Source organism: Mesorhizobium sp. WSM4820 (assembly GCF_055811075.1).
Window position 1 is genome coordinate 38,201 of sequence record NZ_JBVVQN010000006.1, and the last position, 21,526, is coordinate 59,726.

Below are 21,526 nucleotides of genomic sequence, written 5' to 3' on the forward strand. Positions count from 1 at the left end.
GTCGGCTTCTATTCGGCCGCCGCCTTGTGCGGCTCGCCCTGCAACGCTTCTCCGTTCTCGAACAGCGACGGCTGGTCGACGGCCTCGACAGGTGGCTGCTCGTGCCGGCGCTTCGGCCACAGCCCGACAAGCCAGCCCGAAAAATGCTCCATGTAGACATAGATGACCGGCGTGACGAACAGCGTCAGCGCTTGCGAAGCGACGAGGCCGCCGACCACCGCCACGCCGAGCGGCTGGCGCAGTTCGGCGCTGGCGCCGGTGCCGAGCGCGATCGGGATCGTGCCCATCAGTGCCGCCAGCGTCGTCATCATGATCGGCCGGAAGCGCATTAGGCAGGCCTTGTGAATGGACTCGAGCGGCGACATCCCCTCGCGCCTGAGTTCGAGCGCGACGTCGATCATCATGATGCCGTTCTTCTTGACGATGCCGATCAGCATCAGGATACCGATGACCGCGATCACCGACAGGTCCATCCCCGCAAGCCGCAGTGCAACAAGCGCGCCGAGCACCGCCGACGGCAGTCCGGTCAGGATGGTGAGCGGATGGATAAAACTCTCGTAGAGGATGCCGAGGACGATATAGATGGTCAGGATCGCGCCGGCGATCAGCAGGCCCTGGTTCGCAAGCGAGTCCTGAAAAATTTTCGCCGTGCCCGAAAAAGTGGTCGAGATCGTCGCCGGCATGCCGATCTTCTCCTTCAGCGCATCGATGCGGCTCACGCTGTCGCCGAGCGCGACGCCCTGCGGCAGGTTGTAGGAAATGGTCACCGCCGGAAGCTGGCCGAGCTGATTGACGGTCAAGGCGCCGGCGGTCCGATCGACGCGGGCAAAGGCGCCGAGCGGCACCAGGCTGCCGCCGGCCGTCCTCACCTTGATCGCCAGCATCCTTTCCGGCGACCACTCGATCCTCGGGTCGAGCTCCATGATCACCTCGTAGCTGTCGGCCGAACCGAAGATGGTCGAGACCTGCTCGGTGCCGAAACCGCCATAGAGGCTGGAGCGCAACGTATCGGTGTCGACGCCGAGCGTCGCCGCCTTGTCGCGGTCGACCACCAGCGACGCCTGCAGGGCGTTGTTCTGCAAGTCATTGGTGACGTCGGTGAAGGCACTACGGTCGGCGGCCATCGCGTCGGTGAGCTTCTGCGCCCAGCTGTCCGCCGCGCCGATGTCGAGGCCCTGCACGACGAGCTGATAGGCGCTGGCCGAAGCGCGCGCGCCGAGCCGCAGGTTCTGCACCGGCTGCATGAAGGTTTCGATGCCGGGGACATTGGCCAGCTGCCGCCGCAGATCCGAGAGCACCTTGTCGATGTCGGGGCGTTGGCCCTTGTCCTTCAACTGCACATAGAGCCGGCCCTGGTTGAGTGCGTTGTCGCCGCTGCCCACCGACCACCCGACATGCGAGACATAGGGTGAATGGGTAAAGACATCAGCCACTTGCCCCTGCAGCTTCACCATGGCGTCGAACGAGATGTCCTGGCGCGCGGTGGTCGTCACCGAAATCTGGCCGATATCCTCCTGCGGAAAGAAGCCCTTCGGCGAGGTCTGGATCAGCCAGGCCGACAGTGCGGCCGTGCCAATGAAGACGAGAAGAACCAGGAACCTGTGCCGCAGGCAAACTGTCAGCAGCCAGTCATAACCCCGCATGAAGAAATTGTGCCTGTGACCTTCGCCCTGCGCTGCTTCGCGCTCAGCCCTCGAAACCGACAAGAGCCGCGAGCACAGCATCGGCGTCAGCGTCAGCGACACGAACATCGAGGCCAGGATGGCGACCGTCACCACCACCGCGAATTCGTTGAAGATGCGGCCGATCACGCCGCCCATCAAAAGCACGGGGATGAACACAGCGACCAGCGAGATCGAGATCGAAATAATGGTGAAGCCGATTTCGCGCGCACCCTTGAGTGCCGCGTCGAAGGCCGAGAGCCCCTCCTCCTCCATGTGGCGAAAAATGTTCTCCAGCATGACGATCGCGTCGTCGACGACAAGACCGACCGCCAGCGTCAGCCCCATCAGCGAGATGTTGTCGATGGAAAAGCCGAACAGGAACATGGCGCCGAGCGTGGCGATCAGCGAGATCGGCACCGCCACCGCCGGGATGATCGTCGCCGTTACCCGGCGCAGGAACAGGAAGATCACCATCACCACCAGCGCGATGGTGAGCAGCAGCGTGACCTGCACGTCGTCGACCGCCTCGCGGATCGACGTCGAGCGGTCGTTGAGCAACCGGATGCTGGCCGCCGCCGGCATCTGATCCTGGAAGGACGGCAGCATCGCCTTGACCCGGTCGACAACGTCGACGGTGTTGGCATCGGGCTGACGCTGCACCGCCATGATGATCGCGCGGGTGCCGTCGTACCAGCTTGCCGTCGTCGTGGTCTCGACCGAATCGATGACGCGGGTGACCTCGCCGAGCCGGACCGGACGGCCGTTCCTGGTGGCTATGATGATGTTGGAAAATCCCGCCGCGTTGTTCAGTTGGGTATTGGCGGTGATCGTCAGCTGCTGCTTGTCGTTCTGCAGCACGCCGAGCGGCGTGTTGCTGTTGGCCGAGGCGATCGCCGTCTGCAGCTGGTCGATCGAAATGCCTCGTGCGGCGAGTGCCGTCGGATCGATCTGGACGCGCACCGCGTATTTCTGCTGGCCGAAGATCGAGACCTGCGCCACGCCTTCGATCGTCGACAGCGACGGCGAGATCACATTCTCGGCAAAGGCATCGAGATCTGTCAGCGGAACCGTATCGCTGACCAGCGACATCAGCAGGATCGGCGCATCGGCCGGATTGACCTTGCGATAGCTCGGCGGGCTGGTCATCTCGGGCGGCAATTGCCGCTGCGTTCGCGCGATCGCCGCCTGCACGTCGGCGGCGGCCGCATCGATATCGCGGTTGAGCACGAACTGGATGGCGATCGAGGTCGAGCCGAGCGCGTTGGTGGTCGAGATCGAATCGATGCCGGCGATGGTGGTGAACTGCTTGATCAGCGGCGTTGCCACCGAGGTCGCCATGGTTTCCGGCGAGGCGCCGGGCAGCGAGGCCGAGACGTTGACCACCGGAAACTCGGCGCTCGGCAGAGCGGCCACCGGCAGGAACTTGTAAGCGAACAGCCCGCCCAGCACGAGCGCAAACGACATGAGCAGGGTGGCGACAGGCCTGCGGATGCAGAATTCGGAGATCATGGCCGCGTCCCGCCCGCCTTGCCAGCCTCGGCAACCCTGGGAGACGCCAGATCACCGGCCTCGCGTTCGCGGACCGGCGCGCCGTCCTTCAGCTTTGCCTGGCCTTCGACGACGACATTTTCGCCGCTTTTCAGCCCCTTGCCGATAGCGCTGTTGTCGCCTTCGGTCAGTGCGACCTGGACGGGCCGCACCTCCACCGTGTTGTCGGGCTTGATCACATAGACGAACGGCCCCTTCTGGCTAGGCTGCACCGCAACCGTGGGAACCGACGTCATTTGCGGCATGATGCCGGCATCGAGCACGACATTGACATATTGGCCCGGCCACAGCGAAAGATCGGGGTTGGGCACGCTGGCCCGCGTTGCGATCGTGCCGGAGGCGGTGTCGACGCTGGAATCGACGAAATCGAGGGTCCCCTTGCCGATCGGGGTCGGGTCGCCGTCCCTGGTCAGCGTGACTGCGGCTTGCCCCGGCGCCGCCAGCGCTTTGTGCAAAAGGGCAAGATCGCTTTCCGGAAGATTGAAGTCCACCCGCAACGGGTCCATCTGGGTGATGGTCACCAGCGGGGCCGACGTGCTGCTGCCGCTGTTGGTGGTGACGAGATCGCCGATCGCGACGCTGATCGCACCCAGCCTGCCGGAAATCGGCGCCGTGATCGTGGCAAAGCTGAGTTGGACCTCGTCCGCATCGATCGTTGCTCTGTCGGCATCGACCGTGGCCGCGGCGGACTTCTGCGCGGCGATCGCCTGGTCATAGGTCTGCTGCGTGCCGGCCTGCCTGGCGACAAGAGCCCTGGCCCGCTCAAGATCGGCCGTCGCACTGGCAAGCAGCGCCTGGTCCTTGGCGAGCGTCGCCTGGTCACGGGCCAGTTGCGCCTTCAGCGCGCGGTCGTCCAGCGAGAACAGAGGGTCGCCGGCCTTCACCATCTGCCCGTCCTTGACGGCGATCGATGTGATCTGGCTCGAGATCCGCGCATTCACGCTGACCACGGCAGGGGAGGATACAAAGCCGATGGCGTAGCGCCGGATCGGGAAGTCGGCCGTCGAAGCGGTGGCGGCAACAACGGCGGTAGCACGTGCGGCATTTGCGGCGGCCGCCGGTTTGTCAGGCGCCGCCTGACCCGCTGACAGCATCTGCCGGACCTTGTCCGTTGCCGCGGGCGAAAGATAGAGTCCGGCCGCGACAAGGCAGGCGACCGCCAGCATCGCCAGCACGATCTTTCCACGCATCGTCAAAGACCTTCCATCCGACACGCCGTGGTTCGGTGGTCATGTCTGGGTATAACTCGCAGCCTCGTGCCGCGGTTTCACCAAATAGATAGAGGGCGCCGAGGGCAAAAAAGGGCCAAAACCCGGGATTACGAAGATTTAATGTGCAGTGCACAATAAAACGGCAGCTACTGCAGCATCGGCCACAACGTCGCTGCCAGCAGCACGCCCATGGCGATGTTGAACCATTTCAGCCGCACCGGGTCCGACAGAAAACCGCGCAGCGCCGTGCCGAAACCTGCCCACACCGAAACGCTCGGCAGGTTGACGACGGTGAAGGCTATCGAAACCAGCGCCACCGACAGAAACGGATGCTCCGGAACGGCATAGACGGCCATGGCGGTGATCGCCATCACCCACGCCTTTGGATTGACCCACTGGAACGCTGCCGCATCGATGAAGCGCATCGGTCGCGCCTTGGCCTCGCCCTTGCTGCTGAGCGAACGCGACATGGCGATCTTCCAGGCGAGATAGAGCAGATAGACGCCGCCAGCGATCTTCAATGCAGTGTCGAGAACCGGAAACGCAATCAGCACCGCGCCAAGACCGAAGCCGACGGCAAGCAACAGCACGAGGAAGCCGATGCTGATGCCCAGCATGTGCGGAATGGTTTTGGCAAAACCGAAATTCACGCCGGAAGCCAGAAGCATGAAGTTGTTCGGACCCGGTGTGATCGAAGTCACGAAGGCATAGACCAGCAGGGCAAGGAACGCATCGAGGGTCATTGGCTTCTCCCAAGCAGGTCAGCAATATTGTCCTTTTACCTCAGACGCACAAAGGCCAGCTCACGGCGGCAGCCGGGCCAGAAGGTCAGGATCAAGCCGACAGAATAAATACAGGCGGTGCCAGAGCACTGGACCCAAAGCGCCGGATGATCACATCCCTTGCGGGCCGCGATTCATCGCCGCCACGCCGGTGCGGCAGATCTCGACCAGGCCGAGCGGCTTCATGATGGCGATGAACTGGTCGATCTTGGAGCCCTTGCCGGTGATCTCGAAAATGAAATGCTCGGTGTTGGCGTCGATGACGCTGGCCCGGAAGGCATCGGCCAGCCTCAGCGCCTCGACGCGGCCCTCGCCGGTGCCGGCCACTTTCACCAGCGCGAGTTCCCGCTCCAGCGGCCGTTCCTGGCCGAGCTCGTGCGAGCGCACGGTGAGGTCGACGACACGGTGCACCGGCACGATGCGCTCGAGTTGGTGCTTGATCTGCTCCAGCACATGCGGCGTGCCGCGCGTCACGATGGTGATGCGTGACAGATGCTTCTCGTGCTCGGTTTCGGAAACGGTCAGGCTCTCGATATTGTAGCCGCGTCCGGAAAACAGGCCGATGACCCGGGCAAGCACGCCCGGCTCATTGTCGACCAGCACGGAAAGCGTGTGGATTTCCGGTCTTTCCGTCTCCTTGGCGATGAAGTAGGCGGAACCGGTGGGTTGAAGGTGCTGTGCGTTCATGACATGAATCTCGATTTCAAACTTTGAGCTGTTTTTCTGTTTCCACACGGCTTCCGACAGCCCTGCCTCGGCTCGGGCGACAGGGGTTACACCAGTTCCCTGCCCTTGGCGTCGATGGCGTTGGCCACCGCCTCGTCGGTCGCCTCGTCCGGCAGCAGCATCTCGTTATGCGCCTTGCCCGACGGGATCATCGGGAAGCAGTTGGCAAGCGTGGCGACCCGGCAGTCGAAGATCACCGGCTTCTTCACCGAGATCATCTCCTTGATGGCGTCGTCCAGTTCGTCCGGCTTCTCGCAGCGGATGCCATGGCCGCCATAGGCTTCGGCGAGCTTGACGAAATCCGGCATCGCTTCGGTGTAGGAATGCGACAGCCGGTTGCCGTGCAGAAGCTGCTGCCACTGCCGCACCATGCCCATATACTGATTGTTGAGGATGAAGATCTTGATCGGCGCCTCGTGCTGCACCGCGGCGCTCATCTCCTGCATCGTCATCTGCACCGAGGCGTCGCCGGCAATGTCGATGACCAGCGCATCCGGGTGCGCAATCTGCACGCCGAGCGCCGCCGGCAGGCCGTAGCCCATCGTGCCGAGCCCGCCGGAGGTCATCCAGCGGTTCGGCTTCTCGAAATGATAGTGCTGCGCCGCCCACATCTGGTGCTGGCCGACCTCGGTGGTGATGTAGGTGTCAATGTCCTTGGTCAGCGCATAGAGCCGTTGGACGGCATATTGCGGCATGATGACGTCGTGGTTCATCTTGTAGGCAAGCGAATCCCGCGCCCGCCATTTCGCGATCTGCTCCCACCACGGGTGCAGCGCCTTCTTGTCGGCCCTGGCGGTCGCCCGCCACAGCCGCACCAGATCCTCCAGAACCCGGCCGACATCGCCGATAATGGGCACATCGGTGTGGACGTTCTTGTTGATCGACGACGGATCGATGTCGATATGGATCTTTTTCGAATTCGGCGAGAACGCGGTGAGCCGGCCGGTGATGCGGTCGTCGAAGCGCGCGCCGATGCAGACCATGACGTCGCAATCATGCATCGCCATGTTGGCTTCATAGGTGCCGTGCATGCCGAGCATGCCCATCCAGTTCTTGCCCGAAGCCGGATAGGCGCCAAGGCCCATCAGCGTCGAGGTGATCGGGAACCCGGTCAGGTCGACCAGTTCGCGCAGCAAATGGCTGGCTTCCGGGCCGGAATTGATGACACCGCCGCCGGTATAGAGGATCGGCCTTTTCGCGTTGGCCATCAGCTCGACCGCCGCCTTGATCTTGTCCAGGTCGCCCTGGACCTTGGGCTGATAGCTGGTGCGCGGCGCCGTCTGCGGCGGCACATAGATGCCCTTGGCGAACTGCACGTCCTTCGGGATATCGACGACGACCGGACCGGGGCGTCCTGTCGTCGCGACGTGAAAGGCCTCATGGATGATCGCCGCGAGATCGTTGACGTCCTTCACCAGCCAATTGTGCTTGGTGCAGGGCCGCGTGATGCCGATCGTATCGCACTCCTGGAAGGCGTCCGAGCCGATCAGCGAGGTCGGCACCTGCCCGGTCAGGCAGACCAGCGGGATCGAGTCCATCAACGCATCCTGCAGCGGCGTGACCGCGTTGGTGGCGCCCGGCCCCGATGTCACCAGCATGACGCCGGCCTTGCCGGTCGAGCGCGCATAGCCTTCCGCCGCATGACCGGCGCCCTGCTCGTGACGGACGAGGATGTGCTCGACCTCGTCCTGCTGGAAGATTTCATCATAGATCGGGAGAACCGCGCCGCCCGGATAGCCGAAAACATGCTTGACGCCATTGTCCTTCAACGCCTGCACCACCATTTCGGCACCGGTCATTTCGCGCCGCTCGTTCTGTCCACTGCTCATCGGTCTGGTCCCGTATTGTCCGCCATCGGGCGATTGCTGGTCGTTTAGTCGTGTTTCGGGCAATAAAAAAGGCCCCCGAGGGAGCCTGTGTCTGCGCATGGGGGGTTTCGCCCGGCGGTTACACCGCCTTGCCCATACGCTTTCCTACTACGAGAATGAGTGCCGTTTTCATGGTGGCGGACAATAGAATTGGTTTTGCGCCGCTGTCAACGGCGAATATGCACGATGCCGGGCGGTTCGAGCCAATTGACCGTATCCGGCAGGCCCGGTTGCACCCATCGCCTCGAACCACCGTTCCGTACGACCACCGGCACGATCAGTGTCCGCGATCATCGCGATAAGCCATTGAAACCGCGCCAAACTATTTGACGACGTGACGCGGCACGCAGTTTGCCGCGATACTCCGGTCGACCGGCCTGGGAGGGTCCGGCACGCCGCGACGACGACCAGCACTTCACGGGAGGAAATTCGATGCTCGACAAGGCCCCAGCCAAGAAACTATCCGACCTGCTCGACCAATTCAGCGCAGCGCTCGCCGCCGGCGACATCGACGGAGCGGTCGGGTGCTTTCAGGAAGACTGCTACTGGCGCGACCTGGTGTCCTTCACCTGGAACATCAAGACCATGGAAGGTCGCGACCAGGTGCGCGATATGCTGATGAGCCAGTTGGCGACGATAAAGCCATCGAACTGGGCGCTTGCGAAAGGCGAAGACGCCACGGAGAGCGACGGGCTGCTGGAAGGCTGGATCAGTTTCGAAACGGAGGTTGCGCGCGGCTTCGGCCATATCCGGCTGAAGAACGGCAAGATCTGGACACTGCTCACCACCATGGTCGAGCTGAAGGGCCATGAGGAACCCGCCGGCTTCGCCCGGCCGATGGGTGCCAAGCACGGTCACGGCAAGAACCGGCCGACGTGGAAGGAGGAGCGCGAGAAGGAGGCGACCGAACTCGGCTTTGTCAGTCAGCCCAACACGCTGATCATCGGCGGCGGCCAGGGCGGCATCGCGCTCGGTGCCCGGCTGAGGCAGCTCGGCGTGCCGACCATCATCGTCGAGAAGAACGAGCGTGCCGGCGATTCATGGCGCAAGCGGTACAAGTCGCTCTGCCTGCACGATCCGGTCTGGTACGACCATCTGCCCTATATCGACTTTCCTCGGAACTGGCCGGTCTTCTCGCCCAAGGACAAGATCGGCGACTGGCTGGAAATGTACACCAAGGTCATGGAGCTGAACTATTGGTCCTCCACGCCGGCCAGGAGCGCCACCTATGACGATCAGAAGAAGGAATGGACGGTCGTCGTCCATCGCGACGGCAAGGACATCACGCTGAAGCCGAAGCAGTTGGTGCTGGCCACCGGCATGTCGGGCCGACCCAACATCCCGCAGTTCAAAGGCATGGAGAAATTCAAGGGCGATCAGCACCATTCCTCGAAACATCCCGGTCCAGACAGCTGCGTTGGCAAGAAAGTCGTCGTCATCGGGTCGAACAATTCCGCGCATGATATCTGCGCCGCACTCTGGGAAGCCGGCGTCGACGTCACCATGGTGCAGCGATCGACCACGCATATCGTCAGATCCGACACGCTGATGGATATCGGACTCGGAGCCCTCTATTCGGAGCAGGCCGTGCAAAACGGCATGACCACGGCCAAGGCCGATCTCATCTTCGCCTCGCTGCCCTACAAGATCCTGCACGAATTCCAGATCCCGCTCTACGAGAAGATGAAGGAGCGTGATGCCGCATTCTACGAGGGCCTGGAAAAAGCTGGCTTCATGCTCGACTGGGGCGACGACGGTTCGGGCCTGTTCATGAAATATCTCAGGCGCGGTTCCGGCTACTATATCGATATCGGCGCCTCCCAGCTGATCATCGACGGCGCCATCAAGCTGAAGAGCGGCGTCGACGTGAAGGAGATCAAGGAACATTCGGTCCTGCTCAGCGACAGCACCGAACTGCCGGCCGATGTCGTCGTCTATGCCACCGGCTACGGATCGATGAACGGCTGGGCGGCGGAGCTGATCTCGAAAGAGGTCGCCGACAAAGTCGGAAAATGCTGGGGGCTCGGCTCGAACACCACCAAGGATCCCGGTCCCTGGGAGGGCGAGCAGCGCAACATGTGGAAGCCGACGCAGCAGGAAGCGCTCTGGTTCCACGGCGGCAATCTGCACCAGTCACGCCACTATTCGCAGTTCCTGTCGCTGCAGTTGAAAGCACGGCACGAGGGCATCGCGACGCCGGTCTACGGCCTGCAGCAGGTCCATCACGCGGGATAGAAGTTCAAGGCTGTCGCAGGGATTCGCCGCCGGTCGGTTCAATTTTCGCGACCGGCTTAATCGTCCCTACACCATCCGACCTCACCCCCCCTTAACCGCGTCGGCGTAAGGTCGATCGCCTTGGGGAAAATTGGGAAGGGAAATGGGGAACAGCCTGTCCATGTTCGTCGACCGCGACGCCTCCGTTGGAGAGCCGACATTGCAGGAGCGCCGCAAGGCGGAGCAGAGCGACAAGCGCGTTCTGGGCAATGTCGTCCAGTGCGACGGCGCGCGCGCCACCATCAGCGCCCATGCCGCCGATATCGTAGGCACGGTCACCGGCCATTGGAGCGTCGGCAAGATGATCTCCATCAACCTTGGCAACACGCGGACCGTCGGGCTGGTCTACGCGGTCGGCAAGTCGGATCGCGCCTGGCACGATGAGGGCCAGAACCCGATCGAGGTCAGTATCGAGCTCATCGGCGAGGTGCGCGACGGCGCCGAGCCCGGCGCCAAACCGGTTTTCGACCGCGGCATCACCACCTATCCGCATATCGGCGCCATCGCCCACCGCATCCGCAACCGCGACCTGCAGGCGGTCTATGACCTCGCCGGCCGTCACTCGATCACCATCGGCACGCTGTCACAGGATGAGGCGATCGACGCCAACATCGCTATCGACGACACGCTGGCGCGCCATTTCGCCATTGTCGGCACCACCGGCGTCGGCAAATCCACCGCCGTCTCGCTGCTTTTGCGCAAGTCGATCGCCGCTCGACCCGACCTGCGCGTTCTCATCCTCGATCCGCACAACGAGTTCGCCGCGTCCTTGCCAGAGCACTGCGTCAGGGTCGATTCGGCGACGCTGGACCTGCCCTTCTGGATGTTCAAGCTCGAGGAGTTTGCCGAAGTGCTGTTCCGCGGTCGAGAGATCGTGCCGGAAGAGGTGGACGCCTTGCGCGATCTTATTCCCGCGGCCAAAAACCTTTATCGCAACCCGAATTCGGGCACGTATCTCAGGCGCGGCAGCGATGCGCTGACCGCGGACACGCCGGTGCCCTATCGCATTGTCGATCTCATCAAGCAGATCGACGAGCGCATGGGACTGCTGGAAAGCAAGAACGACCGCCCCACCCTCAAATCGCTGAAGACGCGCATCGAATCGGCAGCCTCCGATCCGCGCTACCGCTTCATGTTCAACTCGCGGCTGATCGAGGACACCATCCACGAGACGATCGGCAACATCTTCCGCGTGCCGCATCACGGCCGCCCGGTGACCTGCTTCGAGATGGCAGGCATGCCTTCGGAAGTGGTCAATTCCGTCTGCTCGGTGCTGGCGCGTCTGGCCTTCGACCTGGCGCTGTGGAGCGAAGGCCGGCTGCGGCTGCTTTTGCTGTGCGAGGAAGCGCACCGCTACATGCCGGCCGATCCGCGCCTTGGTTTCGCGCCGACCCGGCACGCGCTGTCGCGCATCGCCAAGGAAGGCCGCAAATATGGTTGTTATCTCGGCATCGTCACCCAGCGCCCGGGCGAACTCGACCCCACCATCCTGTCGCAGTGCTCGACCTTTTTTGCGATGCGGCTCGCCAACGAGCAGGACCAGGCGATCATCCGCTCGGCGATCGCCGATTCCTCGGCCTCGACACTGGCATTCCTGTCTTCGATGGGCCAGCGCGAAGCCATCGCCTTTGGCGAAGGCGTGGCGACGACCATGCGTATGAAATTCGAAAAACTATCCGAGGGCCTGATCCCGGGCACAGCCAAGCGCGAGGAAGCCTTGCCGTCCGAGCTTGGCCATGATGTCGATCTGGTGGCGATCGTCGAACGGCTGCGCAACGTGCCAAAACCGCAGCAGGCGATGGCCTTCGCCGAAGTCGTGGATTCGAGCCGGCAGGCCGGCGATCCCGACTATCGCAAGCCGCCCGCCCCGACTGTTGCACGCGCCCAGCCGGACGACGATTTCGACATGCGTTATGGCCTGAAACCCGCAACCTTCGGCCTGCGCTCGCAGAACGATTGAGCCGGGCGGCTTTAGCTTGTGAGGCTAAGGCGCTTCCAAAGTTAAAACTATGTCACCCTAGGAAACCAGGGCAAATCCCGGAAGGGAATTCATCAGGCCGGATCGAATGACGTGGCTTTCGAGAACCCGGCGCGGAGTGGACATTTGAGTCCATAAGCACCGAAAGTCGAGAAAGCTGCGTCAGTCGGCCGGCCTCATGAATTCTTCTCCGGGATTTCAGGCGCAGACGCGGTTGCGGCCTTGCCTCTTGGCCTCGTAGAGCTGGCGGTCGGCGCGGCGATAGAACTCTTCGGCGGTTTCCTTGCGGTCCCAGATGGCAAGACCGACGCTGGTGGTGATCTTCAGCCGGACATTGCCTGACAGTATCGACATGTTGGCGATCGCCTTGCGGATGCGTTCGGCGAACCTGGACAGCAGTTCGGCGTCCATGTTGGGGGTGACCACCGCGAACTCCTCGCCACCCAGGCGCGCCACCACGTCGTGATAACGCGTCATGTCCTTGAGACAATTGGCGACCGCCCGCAGCACCTGGTCACCGACATCATGGCCGTGGGTGTCGTTGACCTGCTTGAAATGGTCGAGATCAAGGATCATCAGCCCGACCGGCTTGTCGATGCGACGGAATTCCTCGAGATATTCCTTCAGTGCATCGTCGAAATAACGCCGGTTCTGCATGCCGGTCAGGCCGTCGGTCAGCGCCGCATGCTCCAGCGTTTCCGAACGGGCGCTGAGCGAAACCGTCATGGCGCGCAGCTTGCCTTCTTCCGTCGCCTGCTTGCGGATCAGCGGGTAGATGAAGAAAATGCCAAAGAACAGGGCAGTCGCCAAAAGGACGCCGGTCCCAAACAACAGCTTGTTGAGATAAGTGGTCTTCTCAATCGCGGCAGGCGTAATGATCTCCGCCGCGAGCGCCTGCAGAAGCCCATAGGCGTGAAGCGTCACCAGGCCGGCGGCCAGGATCACGAAGATGAAGACGAAAAAGGCTGATTCCGCCTTGTGAAAACGCATCTGCTCCCCGTTGCAAAACCCCAAAGACGTTATGGCATCGACGGCCTTACGGAGGGTTAATTGGGACAACTTCAACGGGAGGTCTTCCCTTAAAGTCAACTTTTCAGGTTGCACTCGAAAAGGTATCCAAGATCGTGGATTCCACACGATCACCAGGGCGCAATCTCAGCCATTCCGGACCCAACTGATGCCTGAACCAGGTCGCCTGGCGCTTGGCATATTGTCGCGTCGCGATCTTCGCGCGCTCGATCGCTTCGGGAAAACTCAGCTCGCCGGCCATTGCGGCCTGGAGTTCGCGAACGCCGATGGCTTTCATCGCAGGCAAGTCGGGATCGAGACCAAGATCGGTGATCTGCCTGACCTCGTCGAGGGCGCCCTTCTCCAGCATGCGGTCGAACCGCGCCTCGATCCGCTCCACCAGCTCCGCTCGGTCCGGCTCGATCACAAGGAAGCGCGTGCTGGCTCTGTCGATCAGTGGACGGCCGCGCGCCGCCTGCCATTCCAGGATGGAACGGCCCGATGCGTCGAGCACCTCCAGCGCCCGCACGATGCGCTGGCCGTCGGTCGGCTTCAGCATCATGCCGGCTGCAGAATCCCTGCGCAGCAGGATACGGTGCAGCCTGGCTGCGCCCTGCTCCTGGAGTTCGTAGCGCCAGCGCTCACGGAACGACTGCGGAATGTCGGGCATTTCCGAAATGCCCTCCGCAAGCGCGCGGAAATAAAGCCCGGTGCCGCCGACGAAAATCACCGGCCGTTCGACGAACGCGCCGTCGTCGATGAGCTTCATCACGTCGCGCAGCCAGGCGCCGGTGGAATAGGCGTTGGCGGGATGGACATGCCCGTAGAGGAAATGCGGGACGCGGGCGAGTTCGGCAGCAGTCGGCCGCGCCGTCAGCACGTCAAGCACCGAATAGACCTGCATCGAATCGGTGTTGACGATGACGCCGCCGTTGCGCTCGGCGAGGTCGAGCGCAAGGGCGGACTTGCCGCTGGCGGTCGGCCCGGCTATCAGGATCGCGTTCTTAACGCGGCCCTCGCCCGCCTGCCCGTCGGAATTTTCGATGCCGCTGATCGCCACGCTTGTATCCCATCCCGCCGGTCGCGCATTGTCGCCGGCGCTTGCGAATATGGCGTCGCGGTCGGTCGGCGCAAGGACTGTTCGCTGGCTGGCCGAAGGCATCGCCTGTGAATTCGCCCTGCCCGAGACGGCCGAAGCCGCTGAAACGACCGCCAGCCTGCGCGCCGTGCTTGCACCCGAACCGGTTGACGTGATCGTTCAGCGGCCCGAGGGCAGGCGAAAGAAAATCCTTATCGCCGATATGGATTCGACTGTTATCGACCAGGAGTGCATCGACGAACTCGCCGACGAGATCGGCGTCAAGGATTACGTCGCCGCCATCACGGCGCGATCGATGAATGGCGAGATCGCTTTCGAGCCGGCCTTGCGCGAGCGGGTGGCGCTGCTGAAAGGCCTCGACACTGCCGTGGTCGACCGCATCATCGCCAATCGCCTGACGCTGGCTTCCGGTGGCCGCGCGCTTGTCCAGACCATGCGGGCCAACGGCGCTTGGACTGCACTCGTGTCGGGTGGCTTCAACGTCTTCACCGCACGCATCGGCGCGATGCTCGGCTTTCAGGAGAATCGCGCCAACCGCCTGATCGAGCAGGATGGCCGCTTCACCGGGCTGGTCGCCGAGCCGATCCTGGGGCGCGCCGCCAAGGCCGATGCGCTGCTCGAGATTTCGGCGCGCCTCGGGCTGACGACCGCCGACGCCATTGCTGTCGGCGATGGCGCCAACGACCTCGACATGATCCGCCTTGCCGGCACCGGTGTGGCGCTTCATGCCAAGCATGTCGTGGCGGCGGAGGCAAAATTCCGCATCGACCATGGCGACCTGACCGCGCTTCTCTATCTGCAGGGCTACCGGCGGGAGGAGTTTGTGAAGTGACGCCAATCCGCACCGAGCGCCTGATCCTGCGCAACTGGGAGGATCGCGACCGCGACCTCTTTTACCGCATCAACTCCGACGAGCGCGTCATGGAGTTCTTTCCGTTTCGCCGCGACCGCGCGCAGGCCGACGCCAAGATGGACGAGTTCCGCGCCTGGATTGCCGAGGATGGCTACGGTTTCGCTGCCGCCGAGATAATTGAAACGCGCCAATGCATCGGCTTCGTCGGCCTCCTCGACACCGATGATTTGCCGTTCCTGCAGGCCGGCACCGTTGAGATCGGCTGGCGGCTGGCACCCGAATTCTGGGGCCATGGCTATGTCACCGAGGCAGCCGAAGCCTGGCTCGCCTATGGCTTCGAAACGCTTGGCCTCGAGGAAATCGTTTCTTTCGCCGTCAGGGATAACAGCCGGTCCACTGCCGTCATGGAACGCCTGGGCATGACCGCCGACCCGACCAGCGATTTCGACCACCCCGGCATTCCGGACAGCCACGCCAGGCTCAAGCGGCATGTGTTCTACAGGCTGACAGCCAAGGATTGGCAGAAAAACCGGCGCTGATCAGTGCCGACCCTGATCAGTGCCGACCCTGATCAGGACTTGTCAAACGGAAACTCGTCGCCGGGCTGCGGCGGTTTTGCGCCGACCCGATCGAGCACTTTCGCGAAATCGTCGCCCGATGCATCACCAGCCCGTCGGCGCAGGAAATCGGCCGCTGTCTCCATGGCTCCAACCTTTTGCGACACGGCCGACGCGATCCACTGGTTCAGCGACACACCATCAGCACGCGCCTCCGGGACTCAGTCCATCCGGATCGTCACAAACCGCAATTCGCCGCTCTTCGACGCCAGCATCAGCAGCGCATTCTTGCGTCCCTGCTCCTTCAGCGCAGCAATCCGGTCCATGACATCCTTGGGCGTGGCGACCGATTCCTGCGCGATCTCGGTGATCACCTCGCCGGCCTGGATGCCGCGTTCGGCAGCGGCCGAATCCTTGGCGACGTCGGTGATGACGACGCCGGAGACTTCGGCGGCAATGCCGAATTTCGTCCGCGTCTCGTCGTTGAGGTCGCCAACGGTCATCCCGAGCACGGACGCCGTCGGGACGGCAGGCGCCTCGTCGCCAGTGTCCTTGTCGGTATTGCCGTTCTCGCCGCTGGCAAGCTTTTCGCCATCTTCGAGCCGGCCAAGCGTCACCTTCACGGTCTGCTCGACGCCCTTGCGCACGATGACCACGTCGACAGCCTTGCCGACCGTGCTCTCCGCGACGACGCGCGGCAGGTCGCGCATTTCATTGACGTCCCTGCCGTCGAACTTGATGATGACGTCGCCCGCCAGGATGGTGCCGTTGTCGACAGGCCCGCCCTTGATGACGCCGGCGACCAGTGCGCCCTTGGCGGTCGCCATGCCGAGGCTCTCGGCAATATCGTCCGTCACCGGCTGGATACGCACACCGAGCCAGCCGCGCCGCGTCTCGCCGAACTGGCGGAGCTGGTCGACGACGCCCAACGCCAGCTGCGAGGGAATGGAAAAGCCGATGCCGATCGAGCCGCCGGACGGCGAGATGATCGCCGTGTTGATGCCGATCACCTCGCCGGCGCTGTTGAACAGCGGCCCGCCGGAATTGCCGCGGTTGATCGCGGCATCGGTCTGGATGAAATCGTCATAGGGGCCGGAATTGATGTCGCGGTTGCGGGCCGAGACGATGCCGACCGTCACGGTGCCGCCGAGGCCGAACGGATTGCCGATCGCCATCACCCAGTCACCGACGCGCATCTTGCTGGAATCGCCGAATTTCACCGCCGTCAGCTTGTGCCCTTTCGGATCGACCTTCAGCACCGCCACGTCGGTCTTGGTGTCGGTACCGACCAGCGTCGCCTTCAGCGTCACGCCGTCGGAGAAATTCACCTCGATGTCGTCGGCATCGGCGATCACGTGGTTATTCGTCACCACGATGCCTTGCTCGGCGTCGACCACGAAGCCTGAGCCCAGCGACTGCACCTTTTGCGAGGGATTGCCCTGTTCGCCGGGACGGTTCTTGAAGAAATCGTCGAAGAAGTCCTGGAAGGGCGAGCCCTCTGGAAGCTGCGGCATCGGCACCGCGCCCGGGCCCTCCGTGCCCTTCACCCTCTGCGAGGTCGATATATTGACCACGGCGCCGAGCAGGCCCTGCGCCAGATCGGCGACCGAAGCCGGGCCGTCGTCGGCGGCCGCGGGCATCACCAGCGACGGGACGGAAGCGGCGCCGATAAGAAGTGCTGCAGCACCCGCGGTCAACGTCCGCCTCGCCGCGCGCAAAAAGCTGTTGGATGTCATCGAGAAGTCTCCCGGTGTCTCTGAGAAGAAAGGCGCTCGCCGAAAACGCTGCGTCGAGCCATGTTGGCAAGAAATACGGCACGTTTGCGGCTATGGCTATCGGCGGAGGATAAATCCTCCGTTATCCCGAAATCATCGTCATCCACCCCGCACCAGCCAGACCAGGCCGACACCAACGGCGATTGCAATCAGCCCGGCGACCCGCAGCGTATTTTCCGGCATCGACAGAACTTCGCCGGCAAGTTTCTTGGCGAGGCCGGGAAAGCCGCCATAGACCAGGCCCTCGACACTACAGCGCCGCGCATCCTTTTGGACGCGCAAAGGACGCTGTAGCACTTTGATTTGGCGCATGATCCTTTCCGAAAATCGATTCCGATTTTCTGGGTCATGCGCGAGAACCAGGCCTATTGCCGCCAGAAAGTCCTGCACCGGCCGTTACTGGCCGGTGCCTGGCTGCGCTGTCGGTGCAGCGGGTGCACGGGGCACAGCTGCTGGCCCAGGCGCTGCCGGTGCAGCCGGCGTGTCCGCGCCGGCGGGATTGCGGAAGAAACGGAAGAAGTCCGAATTCGGCGACAGCACCATCGTCGTCCCGGTACTGTTCAGCGCGGTGCCGTAGGCATTCATCGACCGGTAAAAGTCGAAGAAGGCTGGATCGCGCTGGTAGGCGTTCGCGAAGGTGGCGCTGCGTTGAGCTTCACCTTCACCGCGCAGGATTTCAGACTCTCTTCGTGCCTCGGCGACGATCTCCACCACTTCGCGGTCGGCGCGCGCCCTTATGCGCTGCGCCGCCTCGTTGCCGCGCGCCCGCAGCCGCTCGGCTTCGGCCAGACGCTCAGCCTTCATGCGGTCATATGTCTGTTGCGAGACTTCCGCCGTCAAATCGGTCCGGCGAATGCGGACATCCTCGATCTGCAGGCCGAGCGACGTGGCGTCGGGCCTCAGCTGATCGCGCACTTCGCGCATCATCACGGCTCGCTCTTCCGAGAGCGCCGCCTCGAAGTCGCGCAGACCATAGACACGGCGCAAGGCGGCGTCGAGACGCGTCCTCAAGCGTGCCTCGGCCAGCTCGATCTGGCCGGACACCGCGGAGCGAAACACGCGCGGATCCGAGATCCGATAGGCGATGAAGGCGTCGACCTCATAAAACTTGCCGCCCGAAACCTGGACGCGGATGTTGTCGAGGTCGAAGCGCAGCACCCTGTTTTCGATCAACTGCACGCTGTCGGCATCGAAGAAGGCGAACGGCGCCTTGAAATAGATGCCCGGCTGGCTCTTGACGTCGACGATCTCGCCGAACCTGAGCACCAGTGCCTGCTGGCGCGCATTGACAACGAAGACCGACGAATAGAGCAGGAACAGGACGACCGCGGCGATGACGGCAATGATGGGAAGACGGTTGGCCATCACTGGTTTCCTCCCAGCACCGGCGCCGGGGCCGGCGCGTTCTGCTGCAATGCCGGCAGCGGCAGATAGGGAACGACCCCTGGTCCGCTGCCTTGCTCGATAATGACCTTGCTCGAATCCTTCAGAACCCTCTCCATCGTTTCCAGATAAAGCCGCTGGCGCGTCACATCCGGCGCCTTGGCGTATTCGTCATAGACCGAGATGAAGCGCTGCGCCTCGCCTTCGGCCTCCTGCACGACCCGGTTCTTGTAGCCGGCCGCCTCCTCGCGGATCTGTGCGGCCTCGCCGCGCGCCTGGCCGAGCTTCTGGTTGGAATACTGGTTGGCCTGCTCGACGAACTTGTCCTCGTCCTGTTCGGCGCGCTGCACCTCGTCAAAGGCGTCGGCCACTTCGCGCGGCGGTGCGGCATCCTCGATCGAAATCGCGTTGACGTTCAGGCCGGCCTTGTAGCCGTCCAGCGTCGTCTGGATGATTTCGCGCACGGACGCTGCAATGCCCTCGCGATCGTCGCGGAAGATGTCCTGCGCCGGGCGCCGACCGACCGCTTCGCGCATGGCGCTTTCGGCGACCTGGCGCAGCATGCCGTCGGGATCGGACACGTCGAACAGATAGGCCCTCGGATCGGAGACCTGATAGGCCACCGAGAACTGGACGTTGACGATGTTCTGGTCGCCCGAAAGCATCAGCCCTGAACCGTTGCCGGAGGTCGTGCCGCCGCCGATGTTGACGAGTTGTTCGGCAATGACGGCCGTCTCGACCGTCTCGATGGGCCACCAATGGAAATGCAGGCCGGGCTGGGAGAACTCTGCCTTTGGCACGCCGAATCTGAGTTCGACCGCAACCTCGTCGGGCTGCACGGTATAGACTGCCTTGAACGCCCACAGCGCTAAAAGCGCCGCCGCGATCAATCCGAACACGGCTGGGCTGGCGCCAGCGCCACCCGGCAAAGCACGCCGCAACCTGTCCTGGCCGCGCCGGATGATGTCTTCGAGATCGGGAGGCGAGCCCTGCGGACCGCTAGGCCCCTTTGGTCCCTGCCCCCAGGGTCCTGGATTGTTGCCGCCGCCCCATGGGCCGCCGCCTCCGCCGCTTTTGTCATTCCAGGGCATAAATGTCCTTTCGCTCCCTCACGCGCCGGCCTGACGACGCAAAATCCGGTGTTGTTCTTCTATAGGGATGCGACGGCGCGCTTTCAACGCGATCGGTCGTCGTCACCGCCCGTTTTGGACCGTCGCGACCCTTTACCGTCTCTCAATGCACGTCGCGGCGTCGCTCGTAAACCGAATAGCGTGTCGCATGACTATCCTTTTCACCGGCCGGAACCTCCTGCGAACGGCGGATGCGCCACAAATCCGGGTCGATCGGCGGGAAATACGCGTCGCCGTCGACCGCGGCAAGGACATGGGTGACATGCAGGCGGTCGGCCAGCGGCAGCGCCTGGGCATAGATCTCGCCGCCGCCGATGACGCAGATTTCGTCGGCGCCGGCCATGCAGCGCCCGCGCACCTTCGCCAGGCGGATCGCCTCGTCGAGCGAATGCACGGTTTCGACGCCCTCGGCGCGCCAGGATTTGTCGCGGGTCACCACGATATTGAGCCTGCCAGGTAGAGGCCGGCCGATGCCTTCATAGGTCTTGCGACCCATGATGACAGGTTTGCCCATCGTGTCGGCCTTGAACCGCTTGAGATCGCTGGAAAGCCGCCACGGCAAACCGCCATCGCGCCCGATCACACCGTTTTCGGCGATGGCGACATAGATCGCGACGTCCATCAGCCGCCGCTCCCGCCCGAAGGTGCCAGCAGCAATATGTCGATGTCGTGCTCAGGGTAGAAATTCTCTGCCGTCATCTCGAAACGCGTCGGCCCGACTTTCCTGACGTTTTCGCCACAGAACGAGACCAGGTTCTTCGGATCGCCCTTGTCGACGGTCAGCTTGAACTTGCCGATCGAGCCAGTCGCCCAGTTGCCGCCAGTGGTCAGGACATAGGCGATGCGGTTTTCGAAATATCTCGGGGTGCCGTCGGGATTGCCCTTCACCGCCTTGCGAATCGCATTCTCGAACGTGCCGTCCATGCAGTAACGGGTCTTGTAGGCGGCGTATTGGCCCTGGAACTGGCCGTCATAGAAGAAGCTGACCGAAGAGGTGCCGCCGACGCTGGGCTTGTAGCGATGGGCGACGCGGACTGCCTTGTTGGCTGGAAAGGTCGAGCGCCACCAATAGGTCGAGCGCAATTGCCAGAACGGCACATGGACGGTTTTCATGCCCGAACCGTCGTCGGCGGTATCCTCGATGATGAGGCCGCGGTCGACCCAGTCGTCGGCAACCGCTTGCGGCAGCTTCGCCAATGCCGCCCTGGCCGCATCGCCGAACGGGTAGAACGGCACATTCTGCGACTCGAGATCGGCACTGATGTCGATGCCGAGCGCAAATGCCTTCTGCTCGAGCTGCGGCTTTGCCGCCACGCCGTCGATCGTCACCTCGAAGCCGAGGAAATTGTCGCTCTGGCCGTCGGGAATTGCCGGCATCTCGTTCGGATCGCCTTCGATGTCAGGCATCGGAAAGGCGACGATCGCGTCGACATCCTTGTCGGTGATGTTGCGGAAGACATAGTCGACCGTCACCTTTTCCGGTGAGATGTAGAGGTCCTCGCTCTCCATGGCGACCGCGTCGCTGCGCGACAGGATCAGGCCGCCCGTCCCCAATTCGGCGATCGAATCATTGGCGAACACGGGCGTGGCCGAAAGCGCCAGCGCGGCGGTCAGGACGTAACGGAACATAGGAGCTCCCTTGGCGAGATGCCGCTATGACTCTATCGCAT

18 protein-coding genes are annotated in these 21,526 nt (G+C 63.1%); 4 read left to right on the forward strand and 14 right to left on the reverse strand.

What is annotated here, in order from left to right; all coding sequences use genetic code 11:
* Positions 1 to 8: 8 nt before the first annotated feature.
* The 5 genes from AC0L2R_RS11780 to AC0L2R_RS11800 form a co-directional block, all read right to left on the reverse strand.
* The gene (locus tag AC0L2R_RS11780) at positions 9 to 3,173 is read right to left on the reverse strand and encodes an efflux RND transporter permease subunit (RefSeq protein WP_473509045.1); all 3,165 of its coding nucleotides are present in this window, start codon (positions 3,171 to 3,173) and stop codon (positions 9 to 11) included.
* Positions 3,170 to 4,402, reverse strand: a complete 1,233-nt coding sequence (locus tag AC0L2R_RS11785; protein ID WP_473509047.1) for an efflux RND transporter periplasmic adaptor subunit — start codon at positions 4,400 to 4,402, stop codon at positions 3,170 to 3,172. Before AC0L2R_RS11785 ends, AC0L2R_RS11780 begins: the two co-directional genes overlap by 4 nt.
* A 167-nt stretch (positions 4,403 to 4,569) precedes the next feature.
* Entirely contained in the window at positions 4,570 to 5,166 is a 597-nt protein-coding gene (locus AC0L2R_RS11790) for a LysE family translocator (RefSeq protein WP_473509049.1), read from the reverse strand.
* Between the two features lie 150 nt (positions 5,167 to 5,316).
* Positions 5,317 to 5,892 (reverse strand): acetolactate synthase small subunit, encoded by a 576-nt coding sequence (gene ilvN, locus AC0L2R_RS11795; protein ID WP_091594244.1) that lies wholly within the window; start codon positions 5,890 to 5,892, stop codon positions 5,317 to 5,319.
* An 86-nt stretch (positions 5,893 to 5,978) separates the two neighbouring features.
* On the reverse strand, positions 5,979 to 7,760 hold the full coding sequence (locus AC0L2R_RS11800) for an acetolactate synthase 3 large subunit (protein WP_473509051.1): 1,782 nt from the start codon (positions 7,758 to 7,760) through the stop codon (positions 5,979 to 5,981).
* Between the two features lie 471 nt (positions 7,761 to 8,231).
* Between AC0L2R_RS11800 and AC0L2R_RS11805 the strand changes: the two genes are divergently transcribed.
* Positions 8,232 to 10,034: an NAD(P)-binding domain-containing protein gene (locus AC0L2R_RS11805; RefSeq protein ID WP_473509053.1), complete on the forward strand. Its 1,803-nt coding sequence runs from the start codon at positions 8,232 to 8,234 to the stop codon at positions 10,032 to 10,034.
* Positions 10,035 to 10,194: 160 nt separating this feature from the next.
* Positions 10,195 to 12,033 carry an ATP-binding protein gene (locus AC0L2R_RS11810; RefSeq protein WP_473509355.1) on the forward strand — a complete coding sequence of 613 codons (1,839 nt, stop codon included), beginning with the start codon at positions 10,195 to 10,197 and terminating at the stop codon, positions 12,031 to 12,033.
* 216 nt (positions 12,034 to 12,249) lie between these two features.
* Here the strand turns inward: AC0L2R_RS11810 and AC0L2R_RS11815 are convergent, their stop codons facing one another.
* Positions 12,250 to 13,041 (reverse strand): GGDEF domain-containing protein, encoded by a 792-nt coding sequence (locus AC0L2R_RS11815; protein WP_473509055.1) that lies wholly within the window; start codon positions 13,039 to 13,041, stop codon positions 12,250 to 12,252.
* 103 nt (positions 13,042 to 13,144) lie between these two features.
* Positions 13,145 to 14,113, reverse strand: a complete 969-nt coding sequence (miaA, locus tag AC0L2R_RS11820; RefSeq protein WP_473509357.1) for a tRNA (adenosine(37)-N6)-dimethylallyltransferase MiaA — start codon at positions 14,111 to 14,113, stop codon at positions 13,145 to 13,147.
* Here miaA and serB point away from each other — a divergent pair.
* On the forward strand, positions 14,103 to 14,990 hold the full coding sequence (gene serB, locus AC0L2R_RS11825) for a phosphoserine phosphatase SerB (protein ID WP_473509057.1): 888 nt from the start codon (positions 14,103 to 14,105) through the stop codon (positions 14,988 to 14,990). The two genes, miaA and serB, sit on opposite strands and share 11 nt — an antisense overlap.
* Positions 14,987 to 15,550, forward strand: a complete 564-nt coding sequence (locus tag AC0L2R_RS11830; protein ID WP_473509058.1) for a GNAT family N-acetyltransferase — start codon at positions 14,987 to 14,989, stop codon at positions 15,548 to 15,550. Before serB ends, AC0L2R_RS11830 begins: the two co-directional genes overlap by 4 nt.
* Positions 15,551 to 15,582: 32 nt before the next feature.
* Here the strand turns inward: AC0L2R_RS11830 and AC0L2R_RS11835 are convergent, their stop codons facing one another.
* From AC0L2R_RS11835 to AC0L2R_RS11865, 7 genes are all read right to left on the reverse strand, one after another.
* Positions 15,583 to 15,714, reverse strand: coding sequence for a hypothetical protein (locus AC0L2R_RS11835; RefSeq protein ID WP_473509060.1), 132 nt, complete (start codon positions 15,712 to 15,714; stop codon positions 15,583 to 15,585).
* A gap of 75 nt (positions 15,715 to 15,789) precedes the next feature.
* On the reverse strand, positions 15,790 to 17,304 hold the full coding sequence (locus tag AC0L2R_RS11840; protein ID WP_473509062.1) for a DegQ family serine endoprotease: 1,515 nt from the start codon (positions 17,302 to 17,304) through the stop codon (positions 15,790 to 15,792).
* A gap of 138 nt (positions 17,305 to 17,442) precedes the next feature.
* Positions 17,443 to 17,655, reverse strand: a complete 213-nt coding sequence (locus AC0L2R_RS11845; RefSeq protein WP_287056277.1) for a DUF2065 domain-containing protein — start codon at positions 17,653 to 17,655, stop codon at positions 17,443 to 17,445.
* Positions 17,656 to 17,739: 84 nt separating this feature from the next.
* Positions 17,740 to 18,708, reverse strand: a complete 969-nt coding sequence (gene hflC / locus AC0L2R_RS11850; RefSeq protein ID WP_473509064.1) for a protease modulator HflC — start codon at positions 18,706 to 18,708, stop codon at positions 17,740 to 17,742.
* Positions 18,708 to 19,817 (reverse strand): FtsH protease activity modulator HflK, encoded by a 1,110-nt coding sequence (gene hflK / locus AC0L2R_RS11855; protein ID WP_473509066.1) that lies wholly within the window; start codon positions 19,815 to 19,817, stop codon positions 18,708 to 18,710. Before hflK ends, hflC begins: the two co-directional genes overlap by 1 nt.
* 142 nt (positions 19,818 to 19,959) lie before the next feature.
* Complete coding sequence (locus AC0L2R_RS11860) at positions 19,960 to 20,478, reverse strand: dihydrofolate reductase (RefSeq protein WP_473509068.1); 519 nt, start codon at positions 20,476 to 20,478, stop codon at positions 19,960 to 19,962.
* Positions 20,478 to 21,485, reverse strand: coding sequence for a DUF4424 domain-containing protein (locus tag AC0L2R_RS11865; protein WP_473509070.1), 1,008 nt, complete (start codon positions 21,483 to 21,485; stop codon positions 20,478 to 20,480). Before AC0L2R_RS11865 ends, AC0L2R_RS11860 begins: the two co-directional genes overlap by 1 nt.
* Between the last annotated feature and the right edge of the window lie 41 nt (positions 21,486 to 21,526).

What these genes read in the sequence shown, in the direction of transcription:
- AC0L2R_RS11780 (WP_473509045.1), bottom strand. Translation starts at nt 3,173, where the DNA reads ATGATCTCCGAATTCTGCATCCGCAGGCCTGTCGCCACCCTGCTCATG.
- AC0L2R_RS11785 (WP_473509047.1), bottom strand. Translation starts at nt 4,402, where the DNA reads ATGCGTGGAAAGATCGTGCTGGCGATGCTGGCGGTCGCCTGCCTTGTC.
- AC0L2R_RS11790 (WP_473509049.1), bottom strand. Translation starts at nt 5,166, where the DNA reads ATGACCCTCGATGCGTTCCTTGCCCTGCTGGTCTATGCCTTCGTGACT.
- ilvN (WP_091594244.1), bottom strand. Translation starts at nt 5,892, where the DNA reads ATGAACGCACAGCACCTTCAACCCACCGGTTCCGCCTACTTCATCGCC.
- AC0L2R_RS11800 (WP_473509051.1), bottom strand. Translation starts at nt 7,760, where the DNA reads ATGAGCAGTGGACAGAACGAGCGGCGCGAAATGACCGGTGCCGAAATG.
- AC0L2R_RS11805 (WP_473509053.1), top strand. Translation starts at nt 8,232, where the DNA reads ATGCTCGACAAGGCCCCAGCCAAGAAACTATCCGACCTGCTCGACCAA.
- AC0L2R_RS11810 (WP_473509355.1), top strand. Translation starts at nt 10,195, where the DNA reads ATGTTCGTCGACCGCGACGCCTCCGTTGGAGAGCCGACATTGCAGGAG.
- AC0L2R_RS11815 (WP_473509055.1), bottom strand. Translation starts at nt 13,041, where the DNA reads ATGCGTTTTCACAAGGCGGAATCAGCCTTTTTCGTCTTCATCTTCGTG.
- serB (WP_473509057.1), top strand. Translation starts at nt 14,103, where the DNA reads ATGCCGCTGATCGCCACGCTTGTATCCCATCCCGCCGGTCGCGCATTG.
- AC0L2R_RS11835 (WP_473509060.1), bottom strand. Translation starts at nt 15,714, where the DNA reads ATGGAGACAGCGGCCGATTTCCTGCGCCGACGGGCTGGTGATGCATCG.
- AC0L2R_RS11840 (WP_473509062.1), bottom strand. Translation starts at nt 17,304, where the DNA reads ATGACATCCAACAGCTTTTTGCGCGCGGCGAGGCGGACGTTGACCGCG.
- AC0L2R_RS11845 (WP_287056277.1), bottom strand. Translation starts at nt 17,655, where the DNA reads ATGCGCCAAATCAAAGTGCTACAGCGTCCTTTGCGCGTCCAAAAGGAT.
- hflC (WP_473509064.1), bottom strand. Translation starts at nt 18,708, where the DNA reads ATGGCCAACCGTCTTCCCATCATTGCCGTCATCGCCGCGGTCGTCCTG.
- hflK (WP_473509066.1), bottom strand. Translation starts at nt 19,817, where the DNA reads ATGCCCTGGAATGACAAAAGCGGCGGAGGCGGCGGCCCATGGGGCGGC.
- AC0L2R_RS11860 (WP_473509068.1), bottom strand. Translation starts at nt 20,478, where the DNA reads ATGGACGTCGCGATCTATGTCGCCATCGCCGAAAACGGTGTGATCGGG.
- AC0L2R_RS11865 (WP_473509070.1), bottom strand. Translation starts at nt 21,485, where the DNA reads ATGTTCCGTTACGTCCTGACCGCCGCGCTGGCGCTTTCGGCCACGCCC.